The sequence below is a fragment of the Psychrobacter sp. UBA3483 genome, from assembly GCF_002377905.1.
Classification (GTDB): Bacteria; Pseudomonadota; Gammaproteobacteria; order Pseudomonadales; family Moraxellaceae; genus Psychrobacter.
In genome coordinates this window covers 30,465-51,809 of sequence record NZ_DFQS01000056.1, presented here as the reverse complement: position 1 = coordinate 51,809, position 21,345 = coordinate 30,465, and the positions used below count along the sequence as shown (strand labels likewise).

Here is a 21,345-nt window from a genome sequence, read left to right as displayed (position 1 = left end):
TGCGCTCCTTATGCGTAAACGTCATCGTAAAAGTTGGTTTTAATCTCGCTATCTTCATCGAGTAGCTTGTAATGCACCGCGTCATGAATAATGCGTTTGCACTGTAGTAGCAGGTCGCTATCTTCATCATCTATAAAGTAAGTATCTTCAATGTTGTCTACTTCGATGTAGCTGATTTCTACGTTGACCAATTCGCCACGGTTGTAATCTGTTTTGATTTCGACCGTGATAGCATTGTCTTGGTTTAGGTCAAAGCTGATAACAATGTCATCTTTATTGACATCAAGGTCTATGTTTAGCGGCTTGGCTCTGAGATATTCCATCAGGTCGCCATGCTTAAACTCGGCTTGCAGCTCTTTTAGCTTTGCTGCCAGTTGCTCAGTATTGATTTGCTCTATAATTGCTGTCATAATCATTCCTTAGTTAGTAGGTAAGCCCTGTTTGTCTTTGGTCGGATAGCAGGGCTTTTTTGCGTCTTAAATTTGGTAATCGCTGCGTTTTGCCTTGCGATATGTGTATTATTAAACAAAACGTTTAAGGTGTCAACCACTTTTTAAACAAAACGTTAAATACTTAAACAAAATGATTTTTAATAGGCGTAAAAAACCGCCCTATAAAGGACGGCTTAATATTTTTTTATTTTAATCCCAGTCTAGCGCCTCTCTATAGACGCACCAGCCAAGCGGTAATTTCTTGATGGGCTTCGAGTGTCGTATTAAATGACACACCCAAATATAAGCCCAATCATTAGAATTCGACATATTTACCCACCACCTTTCCTACCAAGTTGCAATCGCCCATTGGCATCATTTTTTGCTCATGCCAATCAGGATTTAATGGCTTTAGGTACATATCATCAAACGTTTCACCTATCACGAGCTGCTTAAATGTGGCCTCAGTATCGTCATTGCATTGCACCACCACTAGATCGCTATCTTTGAGTGCAAGCAGCCCAGTTTGCGGCTCAACATAGATAATGTCATCAGGCTCAAATTTTGGCAGCATAGAGCGACCTTGTACCCGTAAAGCGAACCCATGCTTAGATAGATTCGGTGGTCTTGGTGCTTCACCTATGATGTCGTCCATCGTTACCGGCTCAGTGTTTGACCAACTGCCAGCCGCCACCCAGCTCAAAACAGGCACCATATTAGACCTACTAGCCATTCGTGCGCCAGTCGTTCCTTGTGGCATAGGGCTTTTATCATTCTTATCTGCATTTTCAATATCCTTAATCATCTGCATTAAATCACTGTGATTTGCCTTCTTAATCTCACCCTCTCCAGTCAACACCCAATCCAAGCTCAAACCAAAAACACGCGACACTTCCATCGCGCCCTTTTTTGATATTCCACGCTTAGACCAGTTAGTAATGTTCTGTGGTGATGCGTTGATTTTTAGCGCAAGCGCAGACGGCTCTAGTCCTGTCTGCTCGAAAACCCTTGCCATTGTTGGATGCGTCTCATTCATATTTAAACACCTTGTTTAAGTTTATGACATTAAAACAATTATTTAGACGTTTTTGTTAAACAAACACTTGACCTCTTTAAACATTTTGTTTAATATCTACTAAACAAAACGATGAAAGGGCAAGACTATGAACGATAGAGACTTAATTATGAAGCTCGGAGGGGTTGGTGTTGTTTCAAGCTACCTCGGTGTGAGCTATCAATGCGTATTTAACTGGCTAACTCGCGGTATCCCTGCACAAGTAAAGCTCGATAACCGCGATGTTTTCTTAACTGATGACCCGCAACCGTTGGAGGATGTAGAACATGGTTAGTAAGCCAAAACTTAACGACTGCATTACTTGCCATCTACCTACTGAGTATGTCGATGTTATTAAAAACCTATCACTTCAAGAGAACATTTCAGCAAGTGAGTGGGTTCGTAACATCGTTAAAGCTGAGTTAGATAACCAGTGCTTACAACTTCAATTTAAAGCACAGGCATTTGAAAAACTAGCGAACTATAAAATCCATGAGAACGGAGGGAACGCAAATGACTGAGCGTGAAATCGCAGACTGGGAGCGTGAGATTAGACACGCACAGGAAGTACAGAAGCAGCGCAAGGACAGAGAGATAAAGCGCAAGTTAAAACTACTAGACGGCGCTATCAATCACTTTAATAACGAAGTTAAGGACAACGACAATGAAATCAACAACCAATAAACCTTTAGTTTGCGATGCACTTTGGAACGAACGCCAAGCCCATTTTGCAATGCAGCAAAGCAAAGAGCAGGTCGCTCGTGACCGTATCGCAGACCGCAATGCTCGCACACGCTTAGACGAGCAGTTACGCAAAGAGCGATTGAACGAACGCTTTTGGCGCAATGTTTGGGTATCTACTAACACGCTTGGCTTAATGATCGTTATTTATATGTTATTTCATTTTATGTGAGGTTAATCATGTCTCATAAAAACAGAGACCCAGAGCTGCGTAAAAACTTAGACGTAATTTGCAGCAAGTTTAAAAAAGGTCAGTTTCTAAATTGGTTGGACTTTGAGGCGCTAGGGTTAGGGGTTGGTCCAGAGGGTACAAGATACGCAATCAGGTTACTAAAAGGGGAGTATGAGCTAGATATTTTAACGGTATGCCGAGGCAAAGCGATAGTCGGCTGGATTCTAGCAGAAGAAATTTTATAGAGGTTGTTATGAGAGCGAGAAACGCAGGAATTAAAAAGCTAATTATGCCAGCTCATTCAAGTTATGCGCGTATCAGTAAAGACCAAGCCGCCATTGATGAATATATAGAAAAGTACGGCGTAAGACAGGCTGTCAATAGCGGCAAAGTATTCAGCTTCAACAATGTTGAATTAAGTAAAGGAAGTATGAGCAATGATCGGTAAGAAACCAACACACCCACTTTATAACAGAATCGCAAAAATCGTTGAGCGTAAAGCCGCTTATGGAGAAATACGCCATAGCGAGTTTAAAGAGATTAGAAATCAATCATCGGTCAAAGCGACATTAATAAAGATGGGCTTTAAAGCTAATTGCATGAATAACCCTATCGTTTGGAGTTTAGCTGACACAAAGAGGGTCGCACCAAAGATAGATAAGAAAATAATCATGCCGAAGTACAAGCGTAAAGAAGTCTCTTTGTCTCAACAGGTAAGAAACGATTTATTAGACGGCAAAATAATTTACGTGGACGAAGTACCGCTATGCAGAAAGTACGTAAGCAAGATTGTCAACGATGTTAGACGGCTGGGTATCAGGGTCGACATGCAAAGACAAGGTTACGGCGCAAATTCAGGTGTGTCGTACAGAGTTTCAGAGAAATAAAAAACCCATTACGCAAATAATGGGTCGTATCAATCAGGCGAATGATTAATGGGAGTTATTTAATCATGTTAGATAAAGAAAGGCAAGAATTAGTGATGAATGAATTTATGCAAGTGCCAAACATCATACTTCAAATGCAGAAAGTCCTAAAAAACGGTAACACTTATGCTTGCCTACAATTTATCTGGGCTAAGACTGGTGGCTGGGGTCGCAACGAGGACACCATCGCCTATTCGCAATTTGCAAACGATAGACGATATGGCACTGGATTGAGTATTAAAACAATCCAAAGGTCAGTCGAAAAACTAAGCGAAATTGGCGTTATAACCATGACGCCAAGTTTTAATAATATGCACGAATTTACCCTTAATATTACAAAAATTAAAGAGTTGGTAGGTGGTGAAGCCAAGTCAAATAGTCCTAGCTTGGAAGATACAAGCCAAGTCAATTTGTCCGTAAGCCAAGTCAATTTGTCCACAAGTCAGGACTATTTGTCCGACAAGCCTAGTCAAATAGTCCTACACACTAGAACTACTACACAAGAACCTTTACACAAGAATATTACACAAGAGAAGAAACCGAAAAAACCCAAACCAAAATTTGACGCTTTGACTTATCCAATACCTAGTTTTATCAAACAAGAAAATTGGAATGATTTTGTCGCAATGAGAAAGGAGATTAAAAAACCACTCACAGAGACAGCAGCAAAAAGATTGATTAGTAAATTAACAGAGTTTGACGCAAACGGTTTTGATGCAAACGAATCTTTGGACTACTCAATCACGGGGCAATACCAAGGGGTCTTTGAAAGAAACCGCAAACAACAATCAAATAATCAGGTGAACAATTATGAACAACCAAAACAGTCACAAAGCGATAGTTACAACAACATGCTCGAACAGCAATACAACGAGCGATACGGACAGCCAACCGAGCAAGCAGTTGGTGATGGGTATTGCGGAAATGTTTATGACATGGAAGAAAATCTTTAAGTCAAAAATGAAGTCAGAGGACTGGGGGTTTGACACTGTGGATTTATGGGCAATGGTACTAACAGATTTGCAGATAACGAAGTCAGAGTTTGAGGCGGCCAAGCGCAAATCTTATGGATTAACTTGGTTACCAACAGCCCCAGCCGACTTTCTCGCACTAGGGCGCATTGATCCAATCCTTAATTACCCTGATATGTACGACGCTTATATCGACGCAGCACATCACAGATGGGATAGCGAAGGGATACTTTACTACACAGCCAAACTGGTCGGTTTAGGCGCAATGCGCGAGCAATCAGAGGCAAAAACCTATCCCTTGTGGCAAAAGCATTACCCAAGCGTCTGCAAATTACACTCACAAGGTTTAATCGCTAGACCTATGCAGTCACCGCAGATTGCAAATGAGGCTCAACCAGTGGCTTGTGATGAACAAACAGCAAATCACTACTTGAATAAAATCAGAGCGATATTGGCGGAGAATAAAAAGTGATTATCTTAAATAACATAAACGCCGAGCGCTCCGTCTTATCAACGCTGATGATGTATGAGGAACAGTACGACGTTATTAGCAACCTGATTGTTAAAGATGATTTTGAATCGTCAGCACATCAAGTGATATACGCGGCCATTACCGAACTTGCAGAACAAAACCAGCCACATGATTTATTGATGGTGTCTGATTTGCTAGAGAGTAAGTCAGGCAGTAGCGACCTAAGTTATATCAACAAGCGACTATCAGAGGCAGCCGCCGCACCAACAGCAATGCCACGGTCGTTGATAGCTCATGCCGAACTGATACGCGCAAGCGCTTTGCGTAGAAAGTCGTTAGAGGCTGCTAAACGCGCTATTCAAAGTTTAGAAGATAACGAGCCGGTAGATGATGTTAATAACACACTGGTGAGCGAGTTATCAAACCTAGAGCAGCAAGGCGATACGCAAGAAGTATTCACAATTGACGACATGATGAAAGGTTTAATCGAGCGTATGCAGTCAGCTAGTGACGGCGCTAAGCCTTACATTGATACCGGATTTCCTGAGCTTGATAACTTGATGCGCGTCAATGAGGGGAATTTAGTTGTGATTGCTGCTAGGCCGAGCATGGGTAAGTCGCTGCTAGTCATGAATATTCAAGCGCACTTATCAAAGTATAGAGAGGGTGTGTCGGTATTTTTTAGTATCGAAATGGAGCAGTCGGATTTAATGAATAGATTGACGGCATCTGAGACCGGCATACCGATTAACAATCTAGTGGAAAACAAGCTAAGCGAGGATCAAGCGGCTGCATTGCAAAGATTTGCAACCGACCAAGTAAATATGCGCTTAGAGATAGTTAGAAAGCCGAATATAAATCTATCTCAAATCAGAACGCATCTAAATAAAATGAAGCGTCAGCATGGAAAGATTGGCTCAATCGGCATTGATTATCTGCAAATTATGGGAGGCATTGATGGTGATGATTCAGTTAAGCGCATTGGTGTAGTTACCCGTACGTTAAAAGCGCTAGGTAGTGAGTTTGGGTGTCCAGTTTTTTTGTTATCACAGCTTAATCGCTCAGTAGAGAGTAGGCCAAATAAAAGGCCGGTTCTGAGCGACCTGCGCGATTCTGGCACGATTGAACAGGACGCGGATATTGTCTTATTCCCGTACCGCGAAGATTACTACAAGCAAAAAGACGGCGGTAATGATTTAGACGGCATGGCAGATATTATTATCGCCAAAAACCGTAACGCCAAAACAGGTGTGGCGCGATTGGCTTTTGAGGGTCACTTGGGTCGCTTTAGCAACTCAATGCCATTTGATAGTAGTTTTAACGATATTCCAGCTTATAAATCAAATCAGTAAGGGGTTAGTAATTATGAATACTATAAAAAAAGATGATTTATTCAAGTCTAAGCAAGGCGATTCCTGTGTGGTACTTGAATATATAAACTGCTATGAAGTCTTGATTAAGTTTTTGGACGGTGTTGGGTATGAAAGAACTGTTCGTGCAGATCACTTAAGAAGCGGTACTTTTAGCAACCCGTACTTTAAAAGTGTTTTTGGGGTTGGGTTTTTAGGAGAAGGTAATTATAAGTGTCAAAGCGATAACGGCAAGATTAGTCCTGAATACCAATGCTGGTTTGACATGATTAGGCGCTGCTACAGTGAAAATTCGCACATAAAAGCCCCGACTTATATCAATTGCTCTGTGGATGATAGGTGGCATAACTTTCAAAACTTTGCAGCATGGTTTCACGGTAAGGGCGGCTATAAAAAAGGTTATCAGTTAGACAAAGATATTTTAGTTAAGGGTAATAAGGTTTATAGCGAGGATAACTGTTGTTTTGTGCCACGTCAGATAAACAATCTTTTTATTTCGAGTGGAAATACGAGCGACATACTGCCGATAGGCGTTAGTTTTAGCAAGGTTATGGGTAAATTTGTATCGGCAATGAGCGTAAATGGAAGGATTAAAACGCTAGGTTATAGCGACTGCGCAGCAGAGGCGCATAGCTTCTATGTTGAGGCAAAAGAGGCTTACGTTAAGAATAAAGCTATTGAGTGGCGGCATGAAATTGATGATCGCGTATTTAAGGCACTTATAAAATGGAGAATGAGCGCATGAGCCAAACAGCATTTAAACCAGTATTTGACGGTTGCTTCAAGATATTTCTTCACGATGACGACTACAAAAAAGCAGCGGATAGAGCCGAATTTACCGGCCAATGGATTAAATCAAAGCGCCGCCGGATTATGAAGAAAGACCGCAAGTTTCAAGTGACGCTACACATCATGGACATGGACGGACACAAGCGCGGATTGCAAAGCATGGTTTTCAAGGACAGAGGCGGCAAGGGTGATTTGTCCAAGGTGATATTCGGTTTTGGCAATGAGTTTTGTGACGACATACGCAAAGAACATCCGGACGCAAAAATTGATTTGGTTAATAGTTATGCGGTGGTCAGGGCATGAATACAAACAACTTAGTAATCGGACTTATGGTCGCCTACTTTTTGTGCTCGCTTATCGTGTCTTATCCGATTGCGCGTATGTCTCACAACAAACGTAGGGGTTATGTATTTAGGGTTAAGTGGCATCACAAAGCAGCAAGCACATACGTTTTAGCATTACCGATATTTTTACTTTTGGTTTATTTGATTGGGAGGGTCGCATGAAAAACATAGCAAACAATAAAACAGTACAGCGCATGGAGTGGATAAAGACAAACACTGTGGTCATCACTTACACGTGTGGCAGTAAAGAGACTATGAGCCGAACCACGTTTAATCAGATTATTAAGGGGTAGGTGATGAATAGCTTTTGGTTTTTTATGTTCTGCATATTGGTTTTTTGGCTCGTTGGTTTGATGTTTGGCTTTTCGATGGGTCGGCAATCAGCGGCATCAAACTGTGATGACTACGGCAAGTTTAAGTACGGCAAGAAAATATATGTTTGCACCGATAGCGAGGTAGTCAAATGACCGAACTATCAGAAACGCAGATACAGAACAAAATATTGCGATGGGCAAAAGATTATCCGTACAAGGGCAGAAAACTAGCTGATTACCTTGTCCATGTGCCAAACGGCGAAAAACGAAGTAAACGAGTGGCAGCAGGGTTAAAGCACAGCGGAGTGAAGAAAGGTTACCCAGACTTAGTGATGGATATAGCGCTAAATGGTTACCACGGGCTGAGGATTGAGCTTAAAACCGAAACTGGTGGCGTAGTATCAGATGAACAAAAGGAGCGCCTTAAAATGCTAAATAGCGAGGGGTACTTAGCGGTGGTCTGCAAGGGATTTGATGAAGCGATAAAAACGATAACGGATTATATGGGTGGCAAATAATGATTAACACAGACGATGTTTGGTCAAGGCATGGTGATTTAAAACAGGTCAAGGTTTCATCGGTTCAGCCAACACGGATAGGTTGGAAATATCCGAATGATGACAAGGAATATTTTACGGAGCGCAATGTATTCCGCATTACCCATGATTTTGTATGCAATCAGAAAGGCGAAAAACAATGAACGACAAAACAAGAAAGCGCTTAGACCGAGTAACGCAGCTCGACAGCAGTAAGCTACCAATGATAAGCGGCAGATGCGTGATTAATGGCATTGAGCGGCGCGTGGCAGCGTTTAAAGTGCCAAAAGGTACAAAGGCGGCTTGCTTGTCATCGGTGCTGCTAGAACAGGCTTACATTGAGCGTGAGTATAAATTAACGGATTGGATGCAAGGGAGTACTGGGAATGAGTGATTGGGATAGTGGTTTTCGCGGTTTTAGAAAGTCGTCATTTAGCGGTGTCGATAAAGCAGACATGGTAAATAATCCGCCGCATTACAAAGACGCAAGCGGCGTACCGTGTTGTGATGTGACTGACTTTATGATGTTCAATAGCGGAAATTGCTTCAAGTATTTGTATCGCTGTGGCAGCAAGTTTGATGATATTGAGGACTTAAAAAAGGCGGTTTGGTATGCAAAACGAGCATATTTAACTGGTGATAATGAGCAACCTAACAGCCTTGAGTGGGATAACAATGTCAAAGAAATAGCTAGTTATCGTGAGCATGGTATCTACAGAGCGATGACCGCCATCAGGTCGTACGGTTGGTTGGCAGTAGCAGCTTTTATCAATGATGAAATCGCAAGGCTAGAAAGTGAGTAAGCGCGATAACAAGCGGCTTGAGAAGGTCCGGTCCTTACCATGTTGTGTTTGTGGTATGGGGCCGCGATCACAGGCGGCTCATTCAAACTTTAGTGAGCACGGCAAAGGTCGGTCCATTAAAGCCGATGATAAATACACGATACCGTTATGTGATGCGGACCATAAAAGATTTGACCAGATGCTCATGGGTATGGACCGCAATCAATCGCTCGAGTGGTTCACCGAAAAACTAGAAAGCACAAATGAAACGCTAAGGAGGGCAGAGGATGCAGCCATTCAAAACTATCCGGAATGTTTTTAGGGTCGTTAGCTTAGATATTTTTACCAACCTATGCGCCTACGTTATGTCGATGTACCAGGCGCACAAAGACAACCACGAAGTCGAAACGATTGTAACGGTTGAAGTGATTAGCAAGGAGCGCGCGCGGTCAGTGGCTCAAAACTCGCTTTACTGGAAATGGGTAACAATCATTGCAGGTAAGGACGGCAACACCAAAGAGCAGCAGCACACGATATTAAAACGCGCTCACTTGGTCAGGATTTATCAGCGTGACGACTTAGAGACAGCGGAAACGGTTATCGCGCTGAATGAGGCTAAGAAGCATTTAAGTGTTCAAGAATACGAGCAGTTAGCGCAGGGCGTAGCAAGACTATTCAGCACCACCAAAGCAAGCACAAAACAAATGGGTGAGTATCTACACGAGATATATCACTTTTATAACGCGCAAGGATTATGGCTGCCACAGCCGGACGATTATCATTGGATTAGGGGTGGGGAATGATTGACGATATACAGAATGTGCTACGTGCTTGGGGTGCTTGGTCAAGGGATTTTGGTAGTCAGGGCTGTGCTAGTCCATCACAGATGCTCATTAATTCAGCGCCATTTTGTGACAGTGAGAGTGAGCGACAGGCTAAGTATTTAGACTATGACCCGATAAGCGATAGTCAGGCATTAAAGATTGACCGTATTATGGCGTTGATAAGCAAACACGCACCGGCTCATGCTCAATGCGTTATATTGAAGTACGTCTATAACGAGATACCAAAAAAGATAGCAAGGGGTTATCTCACACAGTTTTTATATGGCGATAGTGGTAAACGTGCAAGTGAGCATAGAGTAAGAGAGTATATCGCGCACACTGAGGGGTTAATCATGGGTATGTTGATGGACGATATTTAATCAAGCAACTACTAATTGACAAACTAAGTGAGATGCTTTAAGGTAGGTATATGCTGCACGTTTCTATGCAAGCAGCCTTTTGATTTTAAGCCCTATCGTTAATTCGATGGGGCTTTTTTACGTCTACGATTTGGCAGGGATGCTGATATGTGCGATCTAAGCAACGCTGAGGTCTTTAATCGTTGGAAGCAATGTAAGAAGCAGACCGCCAAGGACTATTGGTACGACTTCCTAAAAAGCCGCGCTGATAGAAGTTATCCAGGCGCACAAAAATACGTAGATGACATGGATTCATTTTTTAATAAATAACCCCTTTTGCCCACTATTGATTTAGATGGGCATTTTTTATACTCGCTGATTGGAGGTGAGCATGTCTAAAAAACTTACCGCTAAGCAGCAGCGATTCAAAGATGAATATCTAATTGATAACAACGCCACTCAAGCAGCCATAAGAGCTGGATATAGTAAAAAGACAGCAAAGTCACAAGGGCAAAGGTTGTTGACCAATGTTGACATCAAAGCAGCTATCAAAGCCGGGCAAAAAGACATAGCAAAACGCAATGGGTTGACCATCGATGACATTCTCGATGAACTCGAAGAAGCGCGCAAGATTGCCAAAGAAGAAGGCAAAGGCGCACCGATGGTTGCCGCCAGCATGGGCAAGGCTAAATTACTAGGCTTGATTGTAGACAAAGCTGAAACCAAGACCGAGGGAAATATCAGTATCGATATTTCATTCAAATAATGAATATAGCAGAGGAAAAATCCGCACTCTTTCAGCCGCTTTACTTACGTGAGCGGCTTTTTTGTATCTTGTATGGCGGTCGTGGCGGTGGCAAATCTTGGGAAGTTGCAGACTATCTATTGATTGATGGCATTAAGAACGTCAACCGTAACTTGTGTTGTCGCGAAGTGCAAAATTCAATCAAGCAATCAGTGCATCAATTATTCAAAGACCGCATTAAGCGTTGGAATCTTGGCCGCTTTTACAATGTCTTAGAAACTGAGATACGCGGCGTCAACGGTACGCTATTTATGTATAGCGGCTTACTTGAGCATACAGCAGACACAATCAAGTCATTCGAGGGTTGTAACCGTACTTGGATTGAAGAAGCGCAGACAGTCAGTAAGCGGTCATTGGACATATTGATACCAACAGTGATTCGTACGCCTGATTGCCAAGTGATTATGAGCTTAAACCCTTACTTGCTCACAGATGCGGTGTGGAATGATTACATACAACCTACGCTTGATGGTAAGCGTGATGATGTGACGCTGATTCGCGTCAATTACAACGACAACAAAAACTGTCCGCCTGAGATTATACGCTTAGCTGAGAACATGAAGCGTGATGACTATGACGCATGGCTCAATATCTACGATGGACAGCCAAAGCTAGTCGCTGATGGTGCTATCTACAAAGATGAGCTACACAAGGCACAGAAAGACGGTCGCATAACGAGTGTGCCAGTTGATGACATATTGCCCGTTTATACCGTGTGGGATTTAGGTGTAAGTGATTCAACCGTGATTTGGTTTGTTCAGATATACGGTAAAGAGCCGCGCTTGGTGGATTACTACGAAGCAAACGGTGAGGGCATTGACCATTACATTAAGCTGATTAAATCCAAAGGTTACGATTATGGCGGTCACTTTGCACCTCATGATATTAAAGTACGTGAGTTTACCAGTGGTAAGTCACGGCTTGAGACAGCAAGAACGATGGGCATTGATTTTACAACGGTTACTAATATCAGTATCGACGATGGTATTGATGCGACAAGACAGCTACTGAAAACCGTATGGATTGACGAAAAGCGCTGCGCTCGTGGTATTGAGTGTGTCCGCAATTACCGCCGTGAATATAACGACAAGATGCAAGAGTTTAAGCCAAGACCAGTCCACGATTGGGCAAGTCACGCAGCAGATGCTCTACGCTATGTCGCTCTATCAATTGACCGTATGGTCGTTAAGAAAACACCCAAACTACCAAAGCCTATCGCATCACGCGGGTGGCAAGGCTAAAGAGATACGCAATGACTGATAAAACAGATAAAAAAGACATCTTGCAGTCAATGCGAGATTTCCGTAAACGCGCCGAAGATTATTGGCACGATATTTATGAGCAAGCAGCAGACGACATTGAGTTTTGCGTCAATAAAGAAGCGCAATGGGACGCAGCGGCTCGACTAGCTCGTGAGAAGTCAGGTCGCCCTTGTATTACTATCAACAAGATAGCGTCATTCGTGCATCAACAGACTAACGCATTACGCGCTAACAAGATGACGCTCAACGCTATCCCAGTAGATGACAGCGATGTGGGCAGGGCTGAGATTCAAGATGCCATGCTTGAGTATGTGCTGAAATCTAGCCGTGCTGACATTGCTACTGACTGGGCAGGTGGCCGCGCTATTATGGGTGGCTTTGGCTTTTACCGCGTCACGACTGACTATGAAAACGAGCTGTCATTCAATCAAGACATTAAGGTCAAACGCATTGAGAATCCGCAATCTACTTATCTATCGCCTGAGATTAAATGCCCGTTTGGTAGTGACTCAACCGAAGCCATAACTGGCGAATGGATGAGCAAAGACGAGTTTAAGCGTCAGTTTCCCGATGAAGAAGCGGTCAGTGTTGACGACATGTCAGAGGCAACGGATTGGCAGCAAGAAGATACTGTGTTTGTCGCTGAGTATTACCGTGTTGAGTACGTGCAAGATACGCTTTACTTGTTAGATGACGGCACAACGCTGCTTAAGTCTAAGATTGACGAATACGAAGGTGATCCTGATTTAGTCATTGCCAACGAGCGCAAGACACAAACAAAGACAATCATGTGGTACAAATGCTCGCGTGATGCAATCCTTGAGCAGACCGAGATTAAAGCGGATTTTATCCCTATTATCTTAGTTGTCGGTGATGAACAGTGGGTCAAGAATAAGCGCTATTGGAACTCGCTAATCACCAATGCCAAAGACCCACAGATTATCTACAACTATGCTCGCACAGCACAGCTAGAACAGCTACAAAAAGCGGGCAATAGACCGTGGGTCGCTGATGGTGAAAGCATTGAGGGTTACGAATCATATTGGAATGATATTAACAATCCAAATATGACGTTTTTGCCTTACAAGTCAGTCAATGAAAAAGGACAGCCTTTAGCACCACCATTTATGGCCACAGCTTATCAAGGTTCGCCTGATTTGATGCGTGAAGTGATGACCAGTGCTGATGAAATCAAAGGCACAACGAACATCAATGATGCAACACTTGGCAATCAAGGTAACGAAACGTCAGGTCGTGCAATCATGGCAAGGCAGCGCCAAAGCGACCAGGGTAACTTCCATTTTCTTGATAACTTTAAGCGAGCCTATGAGCATTTAGGACGCGTTATCTTGTCGATGATACCGCATTACTATGATACGCCACGTGTGCTACGCATTACGCAAGATGATGAAGTGTATAAAACACTGGTTATCAATATGGACCCCGAATCTCCTTTAGTACAAAAGTACGAGAAAGAGCTTAAAGATGCTGAGGTCGGTATCAACGGCTTGTATAACGATGTGACCGTCGGTAAGTACGACATTCGCATTGCAGCAGGTGCAGACTACAACACGCAGCGAGAAGAAGCGCGTGAGGTGTTGATTGAGCTTGGACGTGCTTATCCAGCATTGATGGAAGTATCAGGTGACTTGATTATTCGAGCGTTTGACTTCCCTGACGCCGATAAGATAGCTGATAGGCTCAAGATGCTATTACCGCCACAGCTTAAAGATGATGACGGTGATGCGCCACCAATGCCGCCTGAGCTACAGCAGCAGATTCAACAGATGCAGCAGCAAATGCAGCAAGCTGAACAAGCATTACAGCAAATGTCACAAGAGCTTAGCGATAAGTCTGCAGACCGAGAACTCGAAGTCTTAAAAGAAGAAATCAAAGCAGACGCAATGATTGAGGCGGCTAAGATTAGAGAGTCCGGACGTACAGACCAAGAGGAAGTTAAGGCGTTTAGCAGTGTGCTACAAACTATCTTAGATAGAACAGCAGACTTACAACAAGCAATGGCAGAAATGCAGAACGCACCGCAAGACTGGTCAACGCAAGGTGAGGACTTAGACAGTTATACGTCTAATGACGAACCAATGCAGCAGCCACAGCCTGACATGATGCAAGAACCAATGCCTGATGACATGATGATGCCCGAGCAAGGCTTTGATGAGCAGCAGCCTGTCATGCCTGAGCAAATGCCAATGGGCGAACCAATGCCGCAAGATGAATTTGAGCAACCAATGGCAGATATGCCGATGCCTGATGAGGGGATGTTATGAAACGACAAAGACTAATTAGAGCCATCGCGCTGCTAGTCGATATAGCATTGGTTATTCATTCAAAGCGTAAGAAAGACAAACAAGACCGTCCTTAATGGGCGGTTTTTTTATACCCGTATTAACCTCGCAGCCCAATGCCGTCACGATTGGGATTACTGCGCTTAGTGACGTAAACCTCGCACAACATGCGTAAATGGAGAGTAGAACAATGGCTTTTGATACCACAGTCGAAGAAGTAAGCGAAGCACCTGAGCCAACAGAGGCGGTCGAACATGATGAAGCGCAAGCAGAAACAGTTGAAACCGATGAAGTCGAGCAGGACGAGCAGACGCAAGGTAATGATGATGCGGATGATGAATCAACCGATGATTCCGATGCTGAACCTGAACCCGAAAAGAAAGGCGGTCGAGCAAGTGAGCGCATCAAGCAGCTAGTCGCTGAGAAGAAAGCGTACGAAGCAGAGCTTGAACAATTACGCCAACAGTCACAGCAGCCAAAGCAGACGGCGAGCAGTGACGGCGCACCAGTTAAGCCAAATATTGAGGACTACGACCTCGAAAACGGGCTAGATGATTACTTTGCCGCACAAGCAGAGTATGAAGAAAAGCATCAAGACTGGAAACTTGACCAACGCTTACAGCAACGTGAGCAAGCAAAACAGCAAGAACAGCGCAATGCTGAGATTGTCGATAACTTTAACGCACGATTTAAAGCAAATCCTGAGTTTAAAGAGAACTTTCAACAATTATCTGAGCTTATGCAAGATAAGCCGATTCAAGCTGACCCCAGTGAGCTTTATCAGGGTGACGACTTGATGGATATTCTTGAACACGTTGCAGCAGACCATGACTTGTATTACGAAATCGCAGACATGCCACAAGCCAAGCAATACGCTGAATTTGGACGCATACACGCGCAGATACAAGCCAAAAAAGGTGGTCAATCAAAAGCCGCAAGACAGAGTAAAGCACCACCACCACCAAATCATACCAATGCAAACGCACCCATTAAAAAGAACGCTTACAGTATGTCAGATGACGACTTTCTGCGCTCGCGGGGTTTATAACTAAGAGAGATATAACATGGCTAAAAACTACAGCGAAAACACCAGCAACAAAATTTTAACTCATGAAATGGTCGCAAAAGAAGCGGCTGCAATGTTGGTTGAAGAATCGCAATTTATCAAAGCGATTAACCGCAATCGTGAGAAAGAATTTAACAAAGACACGCAAGGCTATAAAGTCGGTGATAGTGTACGAATCCGTATTCCGCCAACGCCTATCGTTACAGAAGGTCATGTGTTCAAGTCTGCCGATGCTGACGAGAACGCACAAGAGAAGTCAGTCCTATTAAAGATTGACACCCAAAAGCACGTTGGTTTAGAGTTTGGCGCAGCTGAGCTTACGCTGAACATGACAGACTTTAAGACCCGCTTTTTGCAACCGGCTATTAACTCATTGGCCACAAGCATTGATGCTGACTTGCTACAACGCGCTATCGTGTCAGTAAATAACATGGCATTAATGAAAGCAAGTGAAGCACACCCAACAGCAGCATGGGGACGCGCTCGCACCATGCTAAATCGCGCATTAGCACCATCAAGTGACCGCATGTCATTCTTGTCATCTGAGCTAACCAACTCGATTGTTGACCCAGCAGGCACATTGTTTAACCCAACCGCTGAAATTGCCCGTCAGTGGAAAGAAGGCTATATCGGTCGCAGTCGTGGCTTTGAGTTTGTCGAATCTGAGCATATCTACCGTCAGCTAACAGGCTCGCATGGCAAGACTGGATTGACCGTTGAAGGCGCAGGTCAAACAGGTGATACATTAACCGTAAGCGGCGTAACTAATGGTCAAACCATCAAACGCGGCGAAGTGTTCACGATTGCAGGTGTTGAGCAGATTCACCCAATCACGCGCCAAACGTACAGCGTACCATTGCAATTTGTGGTACTTGAGGACGTAACGGCAGGTGGAACGACTGCAACGCTGAAAATCTACCCTGAAATCACTCCAGCAACTGTATCAGCTCAGCTAAAAGCTAACGCCACAGTAACCGCAAGTCCAGCAGCGAGCGCGGCCATTACGTTTGTTATGGATAGCGACGCACTGATTGAGCAAGCGCTATGTTTCCAAAAAGACGCATTTGCAGTAGCGTTTGCACCAATGAAAGTATTGGCAGGTCTTGATGGTTACACGGTTAATGCCTCAACAATGGCGCTACGTGTACAGTCAGGTGGTGACTTCATCAACGACAGTGAAGGTACTCGTATTGATGTCCTATACGGCTTTGCTACTGTCCGTGGTAATCATGCGGCGCGTATCTTAGCGCCGACTGCGTAGTAGCGTTATCAGTGGTTTAGAGGTTGGTCGGAAATCCGACTGACCTCTTTTTTATTTATCTATGGAGTACAAAATGACAGAACCAAAAAATACAGTTACTAAAGACCAGTTAGATGACTTGGTTGCTAAAAGCAATGTCGAGTATGCAGTGTTCGGCAACAAGCTAACGGTAGCGGTTATCACCTTGCCAAGTAATTTTAAAGTCACTGGTGAAGCGTCCTGCGTAGATGCCAATAACTTTGATAAAGAGCTTGGTGAAAAATACGCACTCGAAAATGCGGTCGAAAAACTGTGGGAGCTTGAGGGTTATTTATTAGCCGAGCGTTTACACCATCGCAATGAATGGCTTGCAAATCCAGTAGGTAAAAACCCAAAATCAGAAGGATAAAAACAATGGACAACTCAAAAGATTATCCAGTAATGCTATATCTCAATGGCCTAGACAGTCACGCCATTGCACATGACGAAGAAGCAGCTGATGCACTCAAAGCAAAGGGTTATGTCACTCATGCAGAAGCATTGAAAATTAAGCCGAAGCAAGAAGCGACTAAAACCGATGACAACGCCGACCAGTTAGCAGAAGCCTACGAACACATCGAACGCTTAGAAGATGCGATGGAAATCAAAGACAAGCAGATTTTAGACTTAAACGGTGAGATTGATGCCGCCAATAAGCGTTATGAAGAAAAAGAACAAGAACTCACCGACCTAAAAAACAGCACTGATGTCACGCAAGAAGTCGCCGATCTAAAAGCCAAGCTCGCAATCTACGAAGAAACCAAAGACGTAAACGGCGATGGTGTGGTCCGCTATGACGAAATGACCAATGCTGAGCTGCAAAAGCTATTAGAGCAGCGCAAGGTTGATTACAACAAACGTGATGGTAAAGATGCGCTTATTCAGAAGCTAAAAGACAGCGAGTAACATTATGACACCTAACAACCTAGTAAACATGGCAGCAAGGCGCGTCAACATCATTGCTCATAATGAAACGTTGAGCGCCAGTGAATTGCAAGACTGCTTGGATAATCTCAACAGTATGCTGTCGATGTACTCAATGGAGCCGCTACTTGCTGAGAATGGCATCGTGTTTCCATTGGCAGCCGATGACTATCATACGGGCATGGATGACCAAGTAGAGTATGCGCTTGTGGACTTGCTTGCGGTACGGTTGGCAGGTGTCTATCAATTACCAGTAGCACCAACAATCGCTATGAGTGCTGAGCGAGCAGAACGCAATCTAAAGGCTTGGAATATTAAGCCAATCTACAGCAAACCCGATTTAGTATTAAGAGGTCTATCACGATGAAACTAAACTTGGTTGGCGGCGCTTATAGCCTTGACAATATCGAAATTGATTGCCAAACGTGTATCAATTGGTATGCTCAAGCGCCCGAAAATGGCGGCGGTCAATCAGCTTTAATTCCTACCGCTGGACTGGTCAAGAAACACACTTTAAATGGCGCAATTAAGGGTATGCAGCGCCTATCTAATAATTGGATATTGGTGGTCAGCGGTACGTCTGTTTATAGAGTACAAGGCGCAAACAGCGCTTTAATCGGTACGGTTGGCGCAAGTACGCATGTAACGATAGCGGACAACGGACTGGTGGCAGTCATTGCAACAGGCAGTAAGTTATACAAAGTCGATTTAAACACATGGGTAATATCACAAGTCACGGCTGAGGGTTTTACGGGTTGTCAGTACATACAATTTATTGATGGCCGATTTGTCTTTGCTGTGCCTGATACTGGCAAATACTCATGGTTTGGCTTATATAACTTGGAGTATGACGCGCTCAACTATGCAACCGCTGAGGGTAGTCCGGATAATATCGTTAGACTGGTCGTCGTTGGCTCTGAGATGTGGGCGTTAGGTGAGCATACAACCGAAGTGTATTACAACACAGGCAATACTGATTTGCCGTTTAGACGGGTCGGCGGTGCGTTTGTGTCGGTTGGCTGTGATGCACCTCAAACGGTCGCTAAGATGGGCAGCTCGCTTGTGTTTATTGCTAAGACAGAAGCGGGTGGTCGTCAAATCTGCATGACGCAAGGCTATCAAGCCCAGCGTATTAGCACACACGCTATTGAGCAAGCATTAACAGATGCCAACGTTAAACTGGCAACCGCATTTACCTATCAGCAGTCAGGTCATGGCTTTTATGTGCTAAATCTGCCCGACATTAACCGCACGTTTGTGTTTGATGTAATGACGGCTTTATGGCATGAAAGAGCGCACACGGGCAGTACAGGCGCACTCACACGCTATCGTGGTCAGCACCATGCTTATGACGGTACTGACAATCTAATCGGTGATTATCAAAACGGCAATATCTACGCACTTAGAGAAGATGTGTTTACTGATGACGGTTTTCCGGTCTATCGTGAACGCACAATCCCCTACTTTCCAAGCGAGAAAAAGAACGTCAGCTATATGCGCTTAGAGTTAGAAATGAGTGTTAACGCTTCGCTAACACAACATAGCATTGATATGGCATGGTCAGATGATTATGCACGTACCTGGTCAACACCAATGCCACAATTGCTAGGTGCTGAGGGTATGGATTTAAAGCGTGTCGTATGGCGCAGACTTGGTATTGGCAGACAGCGAACTTATAAGTTTACAACCACTGCAAACAGCCGATGCGCGCTAATCAATGGCTATTTAGAAGTACAAGGGAGTGACCGATGACGGACGGATATACAGATGGAAATATGGAGCTGCCAGTACCCCCAGTTACGCCCGAAGAAATAAAGAACGCACCAAACGTCATCAAGATACCAAACACGCTCATCATGGGTAGAGATGGGACGATGGCGAAAGAGTGGATTTACTTCTTTAATGACATTGGGCGAGCCGTGGATCAACAAATCATGGCGAACTTGCCAGAGCTGACGCAGCAGCTACTAGATAATGTCGCAAAAACGCTAGAGCTTGGTAATGACGCTGAGAGTATTAAGGCAGATCTTATCCTTATTAATGGCCGTGTGATAGCTGTAGAAGATGATTTAGTAGTAGTTAAAGGCGATGTGGCAGCTAACAAGTCAGGATTAGCATCTGCCAACTCTACAATAGCAGGACATACAACATCAATAAGCAGCCTAACGGGTAGAATGAACACCAAAGACTCGCAGGTAACAGCGCTACAGACGACAACAGGCAATAACGCCACTGCTATCTCCAACCTTGACACCAAAGTGGCTAATATTGAAACGGCGGGCACAGGTAATGCTACCGCTATAACTGACATACAGACAACGCTGTCAGCCCACACCGATGCACTAGCAGCCATAGATACCGCGATTGCAAGCATTAACACCGCCATATCTGCGCTAGATACACGAGTAGCAGCACTAGAGGCAGCACCATGATAAAGCAGATTAAATTTGCCGATTATCAGCACGAAATAACATCAATGATGATGGCCATGCTGCATCTAGAGCCGCAGACGGTCGACATTCCAGTTGCGCGGTACATTGAGCTTGACGAGATGGGGGTATTAAAGCCGTTTGCTTGGTTTGACGGCGATACTATCAAAGGCATTGCTTTGCTGTTTGTCAGTCCGTCACTACGCAATCAAGCGATTGTTGATGCGTCCACCGATGTGATATGGGTAACGCCTGAGTATCGCGGCAATAGCAGCGAATTTATAGATGGTATCAAGGTACAGCTCAAAGCAATGGGCGTTAATTATTGGTACATATCAAGCCGTGACACAGCCCCGATTGATGGGTTTTTAACTAAGAATAACTTTAAGCCGCTGGAAAGGCTTTATTTTTGTGAGGTGTAAGATGGGATTTGTTAAAGACGCATGGAACGGGATTACAGGCAAGACTGGTGCAAAAGCGGCAGAGAAATCAGGTCAATTGCAAGCAGATTCAAGTCAGTACGCCGCTGATTTGTCACAAAAGCAATTTGAGCAGACACGCCAAGACCAAATGCCGTGGCTAGAAGCGGGCAAAGGTGCGCTTGGTCAGTTGCAAGACTACATCGGCAAGAATAGTAGCTTTGATGATAAATGGGGCGGTCGGATTGAATCCGCTTATCAAAATGGACAGCTTACAGGTGGCTTAGACCCAAATAACTTCCAAGCTGACCCTTCCTATCAATTCCGCAAGAAACAAGGCATGGACGGCATACAGTCAAGTGCGGCGGCGGGTGGCGGCTTATTATCAGGTGCAGCTCTTAAAAGTTTAAACCGCTACAACAGCGACTTAGCCAGTCAAGAATATGGCAACGCATGGGGTCGTGACCAAGCTGAAAAGCAAAATTTGTACGGTGTGCTTAGTGGTAATAGAGCAGGTGATTACAACCTATTTAATAATGAAGACACCCGCCAATACAATCAGCTTGCAAACATGGCAGGGGTTGGTCAGCAGACAGCCAACAACTTAGGTCAGTTTGGTGCTCAAAACGCCTTGAATCAAGGTAATGCCGCGATTGCGGGCGCAAACGCTCAAGCTAATGGCTTAATTGGCGCAGCAGGGGCTAAGACTAACGGTATTAACAACCTTATTGGTCTCGGATTAAAAGCGGGCGGTATGTTTATTTAGGGGTAAT

At 44.1% G+C, this 21,345-nt stretch carries 33 protein-coding genes; 31 read left to right on the top strand and 2 right to left on the bottom strand.

The window, feature by feature from the left end; all coding sequences use genetic code 11:
* Positions 1–8: 8 nt before the first annotated feature.
* Together B2866_RS10275 and B2866_RS10270 are read right to left on the bottom strand one after the other, a co-directional pair.
* Positions 9–410: a hypothetical protein gene (locus tag B2866_RS10275; protein ID WP_296193733.1), complete on the bottom strand. Its 402-nt coding sequence runs from the start codon at positions 408–410 to the stop codon at positions 9–11.
* A gap of 337 nt (positions 411–747) precedes the next feature.
* Positions 748–1,467, bottom strand: a complete 720-nt coding sequence (locus B2866_RS10270) for a S24 family peptidase (protein ID WP_296193730.1) — start codon at positions 1,465–1,467, stop codon at positions 748–750.
* A gap of 148 nt (positions 1,468–1,615) precedes the next feature.
* Between B2866_RS10270 and B2866_RS10265 the strand changes: the two genes are divergently transcribed.
* The 31 genes from B2866_RS10265 to B2866_RS10115 all read left to right on the top strand — a co-directional run bounded on the left by B2866_RS10265 (position 1,616) and on the right by B2866_RS10115 (position 21,338).
* The gene (locus tag B2866_RS10265) at positions 1,616–1,780 is read left to right on the top strand and encodes a hypothetical protein (protein ID WP_296193727.1); all 165 of its coding nucleotides are present in this window, start codon (positions 1,616–1,618) and stop codon (positions 1,778–1,780) included.
* Positions 1,781–1,977: 197 nt separating this feature from the next.
* Complete coding sequence (locus tag B2866_RS10260; RefSeq protein ID WP_296193724.1) at positions 1,978–2,169, top strand: hypothetical protein; 192 nt, start codon at positions 1,978–1,980, stop codon at positions 2,167–2,169.
* On the top strand, positions 2,150–2,398 hold the full coding sequence (locus tag B2866_RS10255) for a hypothetical protein (protein ID WP_296193720.1): 249 nt from the start codon (positions 2,150–2,152) through the stop codon (positions 2,396–2,398). Before B2866_RS10260 ends, B2866_RS10255 begins: the two co-directional genes overlap by 20 nt.
* Before the next feature lie 8 nt (positions 2,399–2,406).
* Positions 2,407–2,643, top strand: coding sequence for a hypothetical protein (locus tag B2866_RS10250; protein ID WP_296193718.1), 237 nt, complete (start codon positions 2,407–2,409; stop codon positions 2,641–2,643).
* An 8-nt stretch (positions 2,644–2,651) separates the two neighbouring features.
* Complete coding sequence (locus B2866_RS10245; protein ID WP_296193715.1) at positions 2,652–2,846, top strand: hypothetical protein; 195 nt, start codon at positions 2,652–2,654, stop codon at positions 2,844–2,846.
* The gene (locus B2866_RS10240; protein WP_296193713.1) at positions 2,836–3,285 is read left to right on the top strand and encodes a hypothetical protein; all 450 of its coding nucleotides are present in this window, start codon (positions 2,836–2,838) and stop codon (positions 3,283–3,285) included. The genes B2866_RS10245 and B2866_RS10240 overlap by 11 nt, the downstream gene beginning before the upstream one ends.
* Positions 3,286–3,350: 65 nt before the next feature.
* Positions 3,351–4,277 (top strand): hypothetical protein, encoded by a 927-nt coding sequence (locus tag B2866_RS10235; protein ID WP_296193711.1) that lies wholly within the window; start codon positions 3,351–3,353, stop codon positions 4,275–4,277.
* Positions 4,255–4,767, top strand: coding sequence for a hypothetical protein (locus B2866_RS10230; RefSeq protein ID WP_296193708.1), 513 nt, complete (start codon positions 4,255–4,257; stop codon positions 4,765–4,767). Before B2866_RS10235 ends, B2866_RS10230 begins: the two co-directional genes overlap by 23 nt.
* The gene (locus B2866_RS10225; protein WP_296193706.1) at positions 4,764–6,119 is read left to right on the top strand and encodes a replicative DNA helicase; all 1,356 of its coding nucleotides are present in this window, start codon (positions 4,764–4,766) and stop codon (positions 6,117–6,119) included. The genes B2866_RS10230 and B2866_RS10225 overlap by 4 nt, the downstream gene beginning before the upstream one ends.
* Before the next feature lie 13 nt (positions 6,120–6,132).
* A complete protein-coding gene (locus tag B2866_RS10220) occupies positions 6,133–6,882 on the top strand; it encodes a hypothetical protein (protein WP_296193703.1) in 750 nt (249 codons plus the stop codon).
* Positions 6,879–7,229, top strand: coding sequence for a hypothetical protein (locus tag B2866_RS10215; RefSeq protein WP_296193699.1), 351 nt, complete (start codon positions 6,879–6,881; stop codon positions 7,227–7,229). The genes B2866_RS10220 and B2866_RS10215 overlap by 4 nt, the downstream gene beginning before the upstream one ends.
* A gap of 337 nt (positions 7,230–7,566) precedes the next feature.
* Positions 7,567–7,737: a hypothetical protein gene (locus B2866_RS10210; RefSeq protein ID WP_296193696.1), complete on the top strand. Its 171-nt coding sequence runs from the start codon at positions 7,567–7,569 to the stop codon at positions 7,735–7,737.
* A complete protein-coding gene (locus tag B2866_RS10205; RefSeq protein ID WP_296193692.1) occupies positions 7,734–8,102 on the top strand; it encodes a VRR-NUC domain-containing protein in 369 nt (122 codons plus the stop codon). The genes B2866_RS10210 and B2866_RS10205 overlap by 4 nt, the downstream gene beginning before the upstream one ends.
* 178 nt (positions 8,103–8,280) lie before the next feature.
* Entirely contained in the window at positions 8,281–8,514 is a 234-nt protein-coding gene (locus B2866_RS10200; protein WP_296193689.1) for a hypothetical protein, read from the top strand.
* A complete protein-coding gene (locus tag B2866_RS10195) occupies positions 8,507–8,923 on the top strand; it encodes a DUF3310 domain-containing protein (protein WP_296193686.1) in 417 nt (138 codons plus the stop codon). Before B2866_RS10200 ends, B2866_RS10195 begins: the two co-directional genes overlap by 8 nt.
* Positions 8,916–9,224 carry a DUF968 domain-containing protein gene (locus B2866_RS10190; RefSeq protein ID WP_296193682.1) on the top strand — a complete coding sequence of 103 codons (309 nt, stop codon included), beginning with the start codon at positions 8,916–8,918 and terminating at the stop codon, positions 9,222–9,224. Before B2866_RS10195 ends, B2866_RS10190 begins: the two co-directional genes overlap by 8 nt.
* Before the next feature lie 43 nt (positions 9,225–9,267).
* Positions 9,268–9,705: a hypothetical protein gene (locus B2866_RS10185; protein WP_296193679.1), complete on the top strand. Its 438-nt coding sequence runs from the start codon at positions 9,268–9,270 to the stop codon at positions 9,703–9,705.
* Positions 9,702–10,106 carry an antiterminator Q family protein gene (locus B2866_RS10180; RefSeq protein ID WP_296193676.1) on the top strand — a complete coding sequence of 135 codons (405 nt, stop codon included), beginning with the start codon at positions 9,702–9,704 and terminating at the stop codon, positions 10,104–10,106. Before B2866_RS10185 ends, B2866_RS10180 begins: the two co-directional genes overlap by 4 nt.
* A 147-nt stretch (positions 10,107–10,253) precedes the next feature.
* Positions 10,254–10,415 (top strand): hypothetical protein, encoded by a 162-nt coding sequence (locus B2866_RS10175; protein ID WP_296193675.1) that lies wholly within the window; start codon positions 10,254–10,256, stop codon positions 10,413–10,415.
* 61 nt (positions 10,416–10,476) lie between these two features.
* Positions 10,477–10,851, top strand: a complete 375-nt coding sequence (locus B2866_RS10170; protein ID WP_296193672.1) for a terminase small subunit — start codon at positions 10,477–10,479, stop codon at positions 10,849–10,851.
* On the top strand, positions 10,851–12,131 hold the full coding sequence (locus tag B2866_RS10165; protein WP_296193670.1) for a PBSX family phage terminase large subunit: 1,281 nt from the start codon (positions 10,851–10,853) through the stop codon (positions 12,129–12,131). Before B2866_RS10170 ends, B2866_RS10165 begins: the two co-directional genes overlap by 1 nt.
* Before the next feature lie 11 nt (positions 12,132–12,142).
* The gene (locus B2866_RS10160) at positions 12,143–14,437 is read left to right on the top strand and encodes a portal protein (protein WP_296193666.1); all 2,295 of its coding nucleotides are present in this window, start codon (positions 12,143–12,145) and stop codon (positions 14,435–14,437) included.
* A 208-nt stretch (positions 14,438–14,645) separates the two neighbouring features.
* Entirely contained in the window at positions 14,646–15,503 is an 858-nt protein-coding gene (locus B2866_RS10155) for a hypothetical protein (protein WP_296193664.1), read from the top strand.
* A 16-nt stretch (positions 15,504–15,519) separates the two neighbouring features.
* Positions 15,520–16,782, top strand: a complete 1,263-nt coding sequence (locus B2866_RS10150) for a P22 phage major capsid protein family protein (protein WP_296193661.1) — start codon at positions 15,520–15,522, stop codon at positions 16,780–16,782.
* 73 nt (positions 16,783–16,855) lie between these two features.
* Positions 16,856–17,170 (top strand): Gp49 family protein, encoded by a 315-nt coding sequence (locus B2866_RS10145; protein WP_296193656.1) that lies wholly within the window; start codon positions 16,856–16,858, stop codon positions 17,168–17,170.
* A 5-nt stretch (positions 17,171–17,175) separates the two neighbouring features.
* The gene (locus B2866_RS10140; RefSeq protein ID WP_296193655.1) at positions 17,176–17,706 is read left to right on the top strand and encodes a hypothetical protein; all 531 of its coding nucleotides are present in this window, start codon (positions 17,176–17,178) and stop codon (positions 17,704–17,706) included.
* A 4-nt stretch (positions 17,707–17,710) separates the two neighbouring features.
* On the top strand, positions 17,711–18,091 hold the full coding sequence (locus B2866_RS10135; RefSeq protein ID WP_296193652.1) for a hypothetical protein: 381 nt from the start codon (positions 17,711–17,713) through the stop codon (positions 18,089–18,091).
* Complete coding sequence (locus B2866_RS10130) at positions 18,088–19,476, top strand: hypothetical protein (protein WP_296193650.1); 1,389 nt, start codon at positions 18,088–18,090, stop codon at positions 19,474–19,476. Before B2866_RS10135 ends, B2866_RS10130 begins: the two co-directional genes overlap by 4 nt.
* The gene (locus B2866_RS10125; protein WP_296193647.1) at positions 19,473–20,156 is read left to right on the top strand and encodes a hypothetical protein; all 684 of its coding nucleotides are present in this window, start codon (positions 19,473–19,475) and stop codon (positions 20,154–20,156) included. Before B2866_RS10130 ends, B2866_RS10125 begins: the two co-directional genes overlap by 4 nt.
* The gene (locus B2866_RS10120) at positions 20,153–20,575 is read left to right on the top strand and encodes a hypothetical protein (protein ID WP_296193645.1); all 423 of its coding nucleotides are present in this window, start codon (positions 20,153–20,155) and stop codon (positions 20,573–20,575) included. The genes B2866_RS10125 and B2866_RS10120 overlap by 4 nt, the downstream gene beginning before the upstream one ends.
* Before the next feature lies 1 nt (position 20,576).
* The gene (locus B2866_RS10115; RefSeq protein ID WP_296193642.1) at positions 20,577–21,338 is read left to right on the top strand and encodes a hypothetical protein; all 762 of its coding nucleotides are present in this window, start codon (positions 20,577–20,579) and stop codon (positions 21,336–21,338) included.
* Positions 21,339–21,345 lie beyond the last annotated feature (7 nt).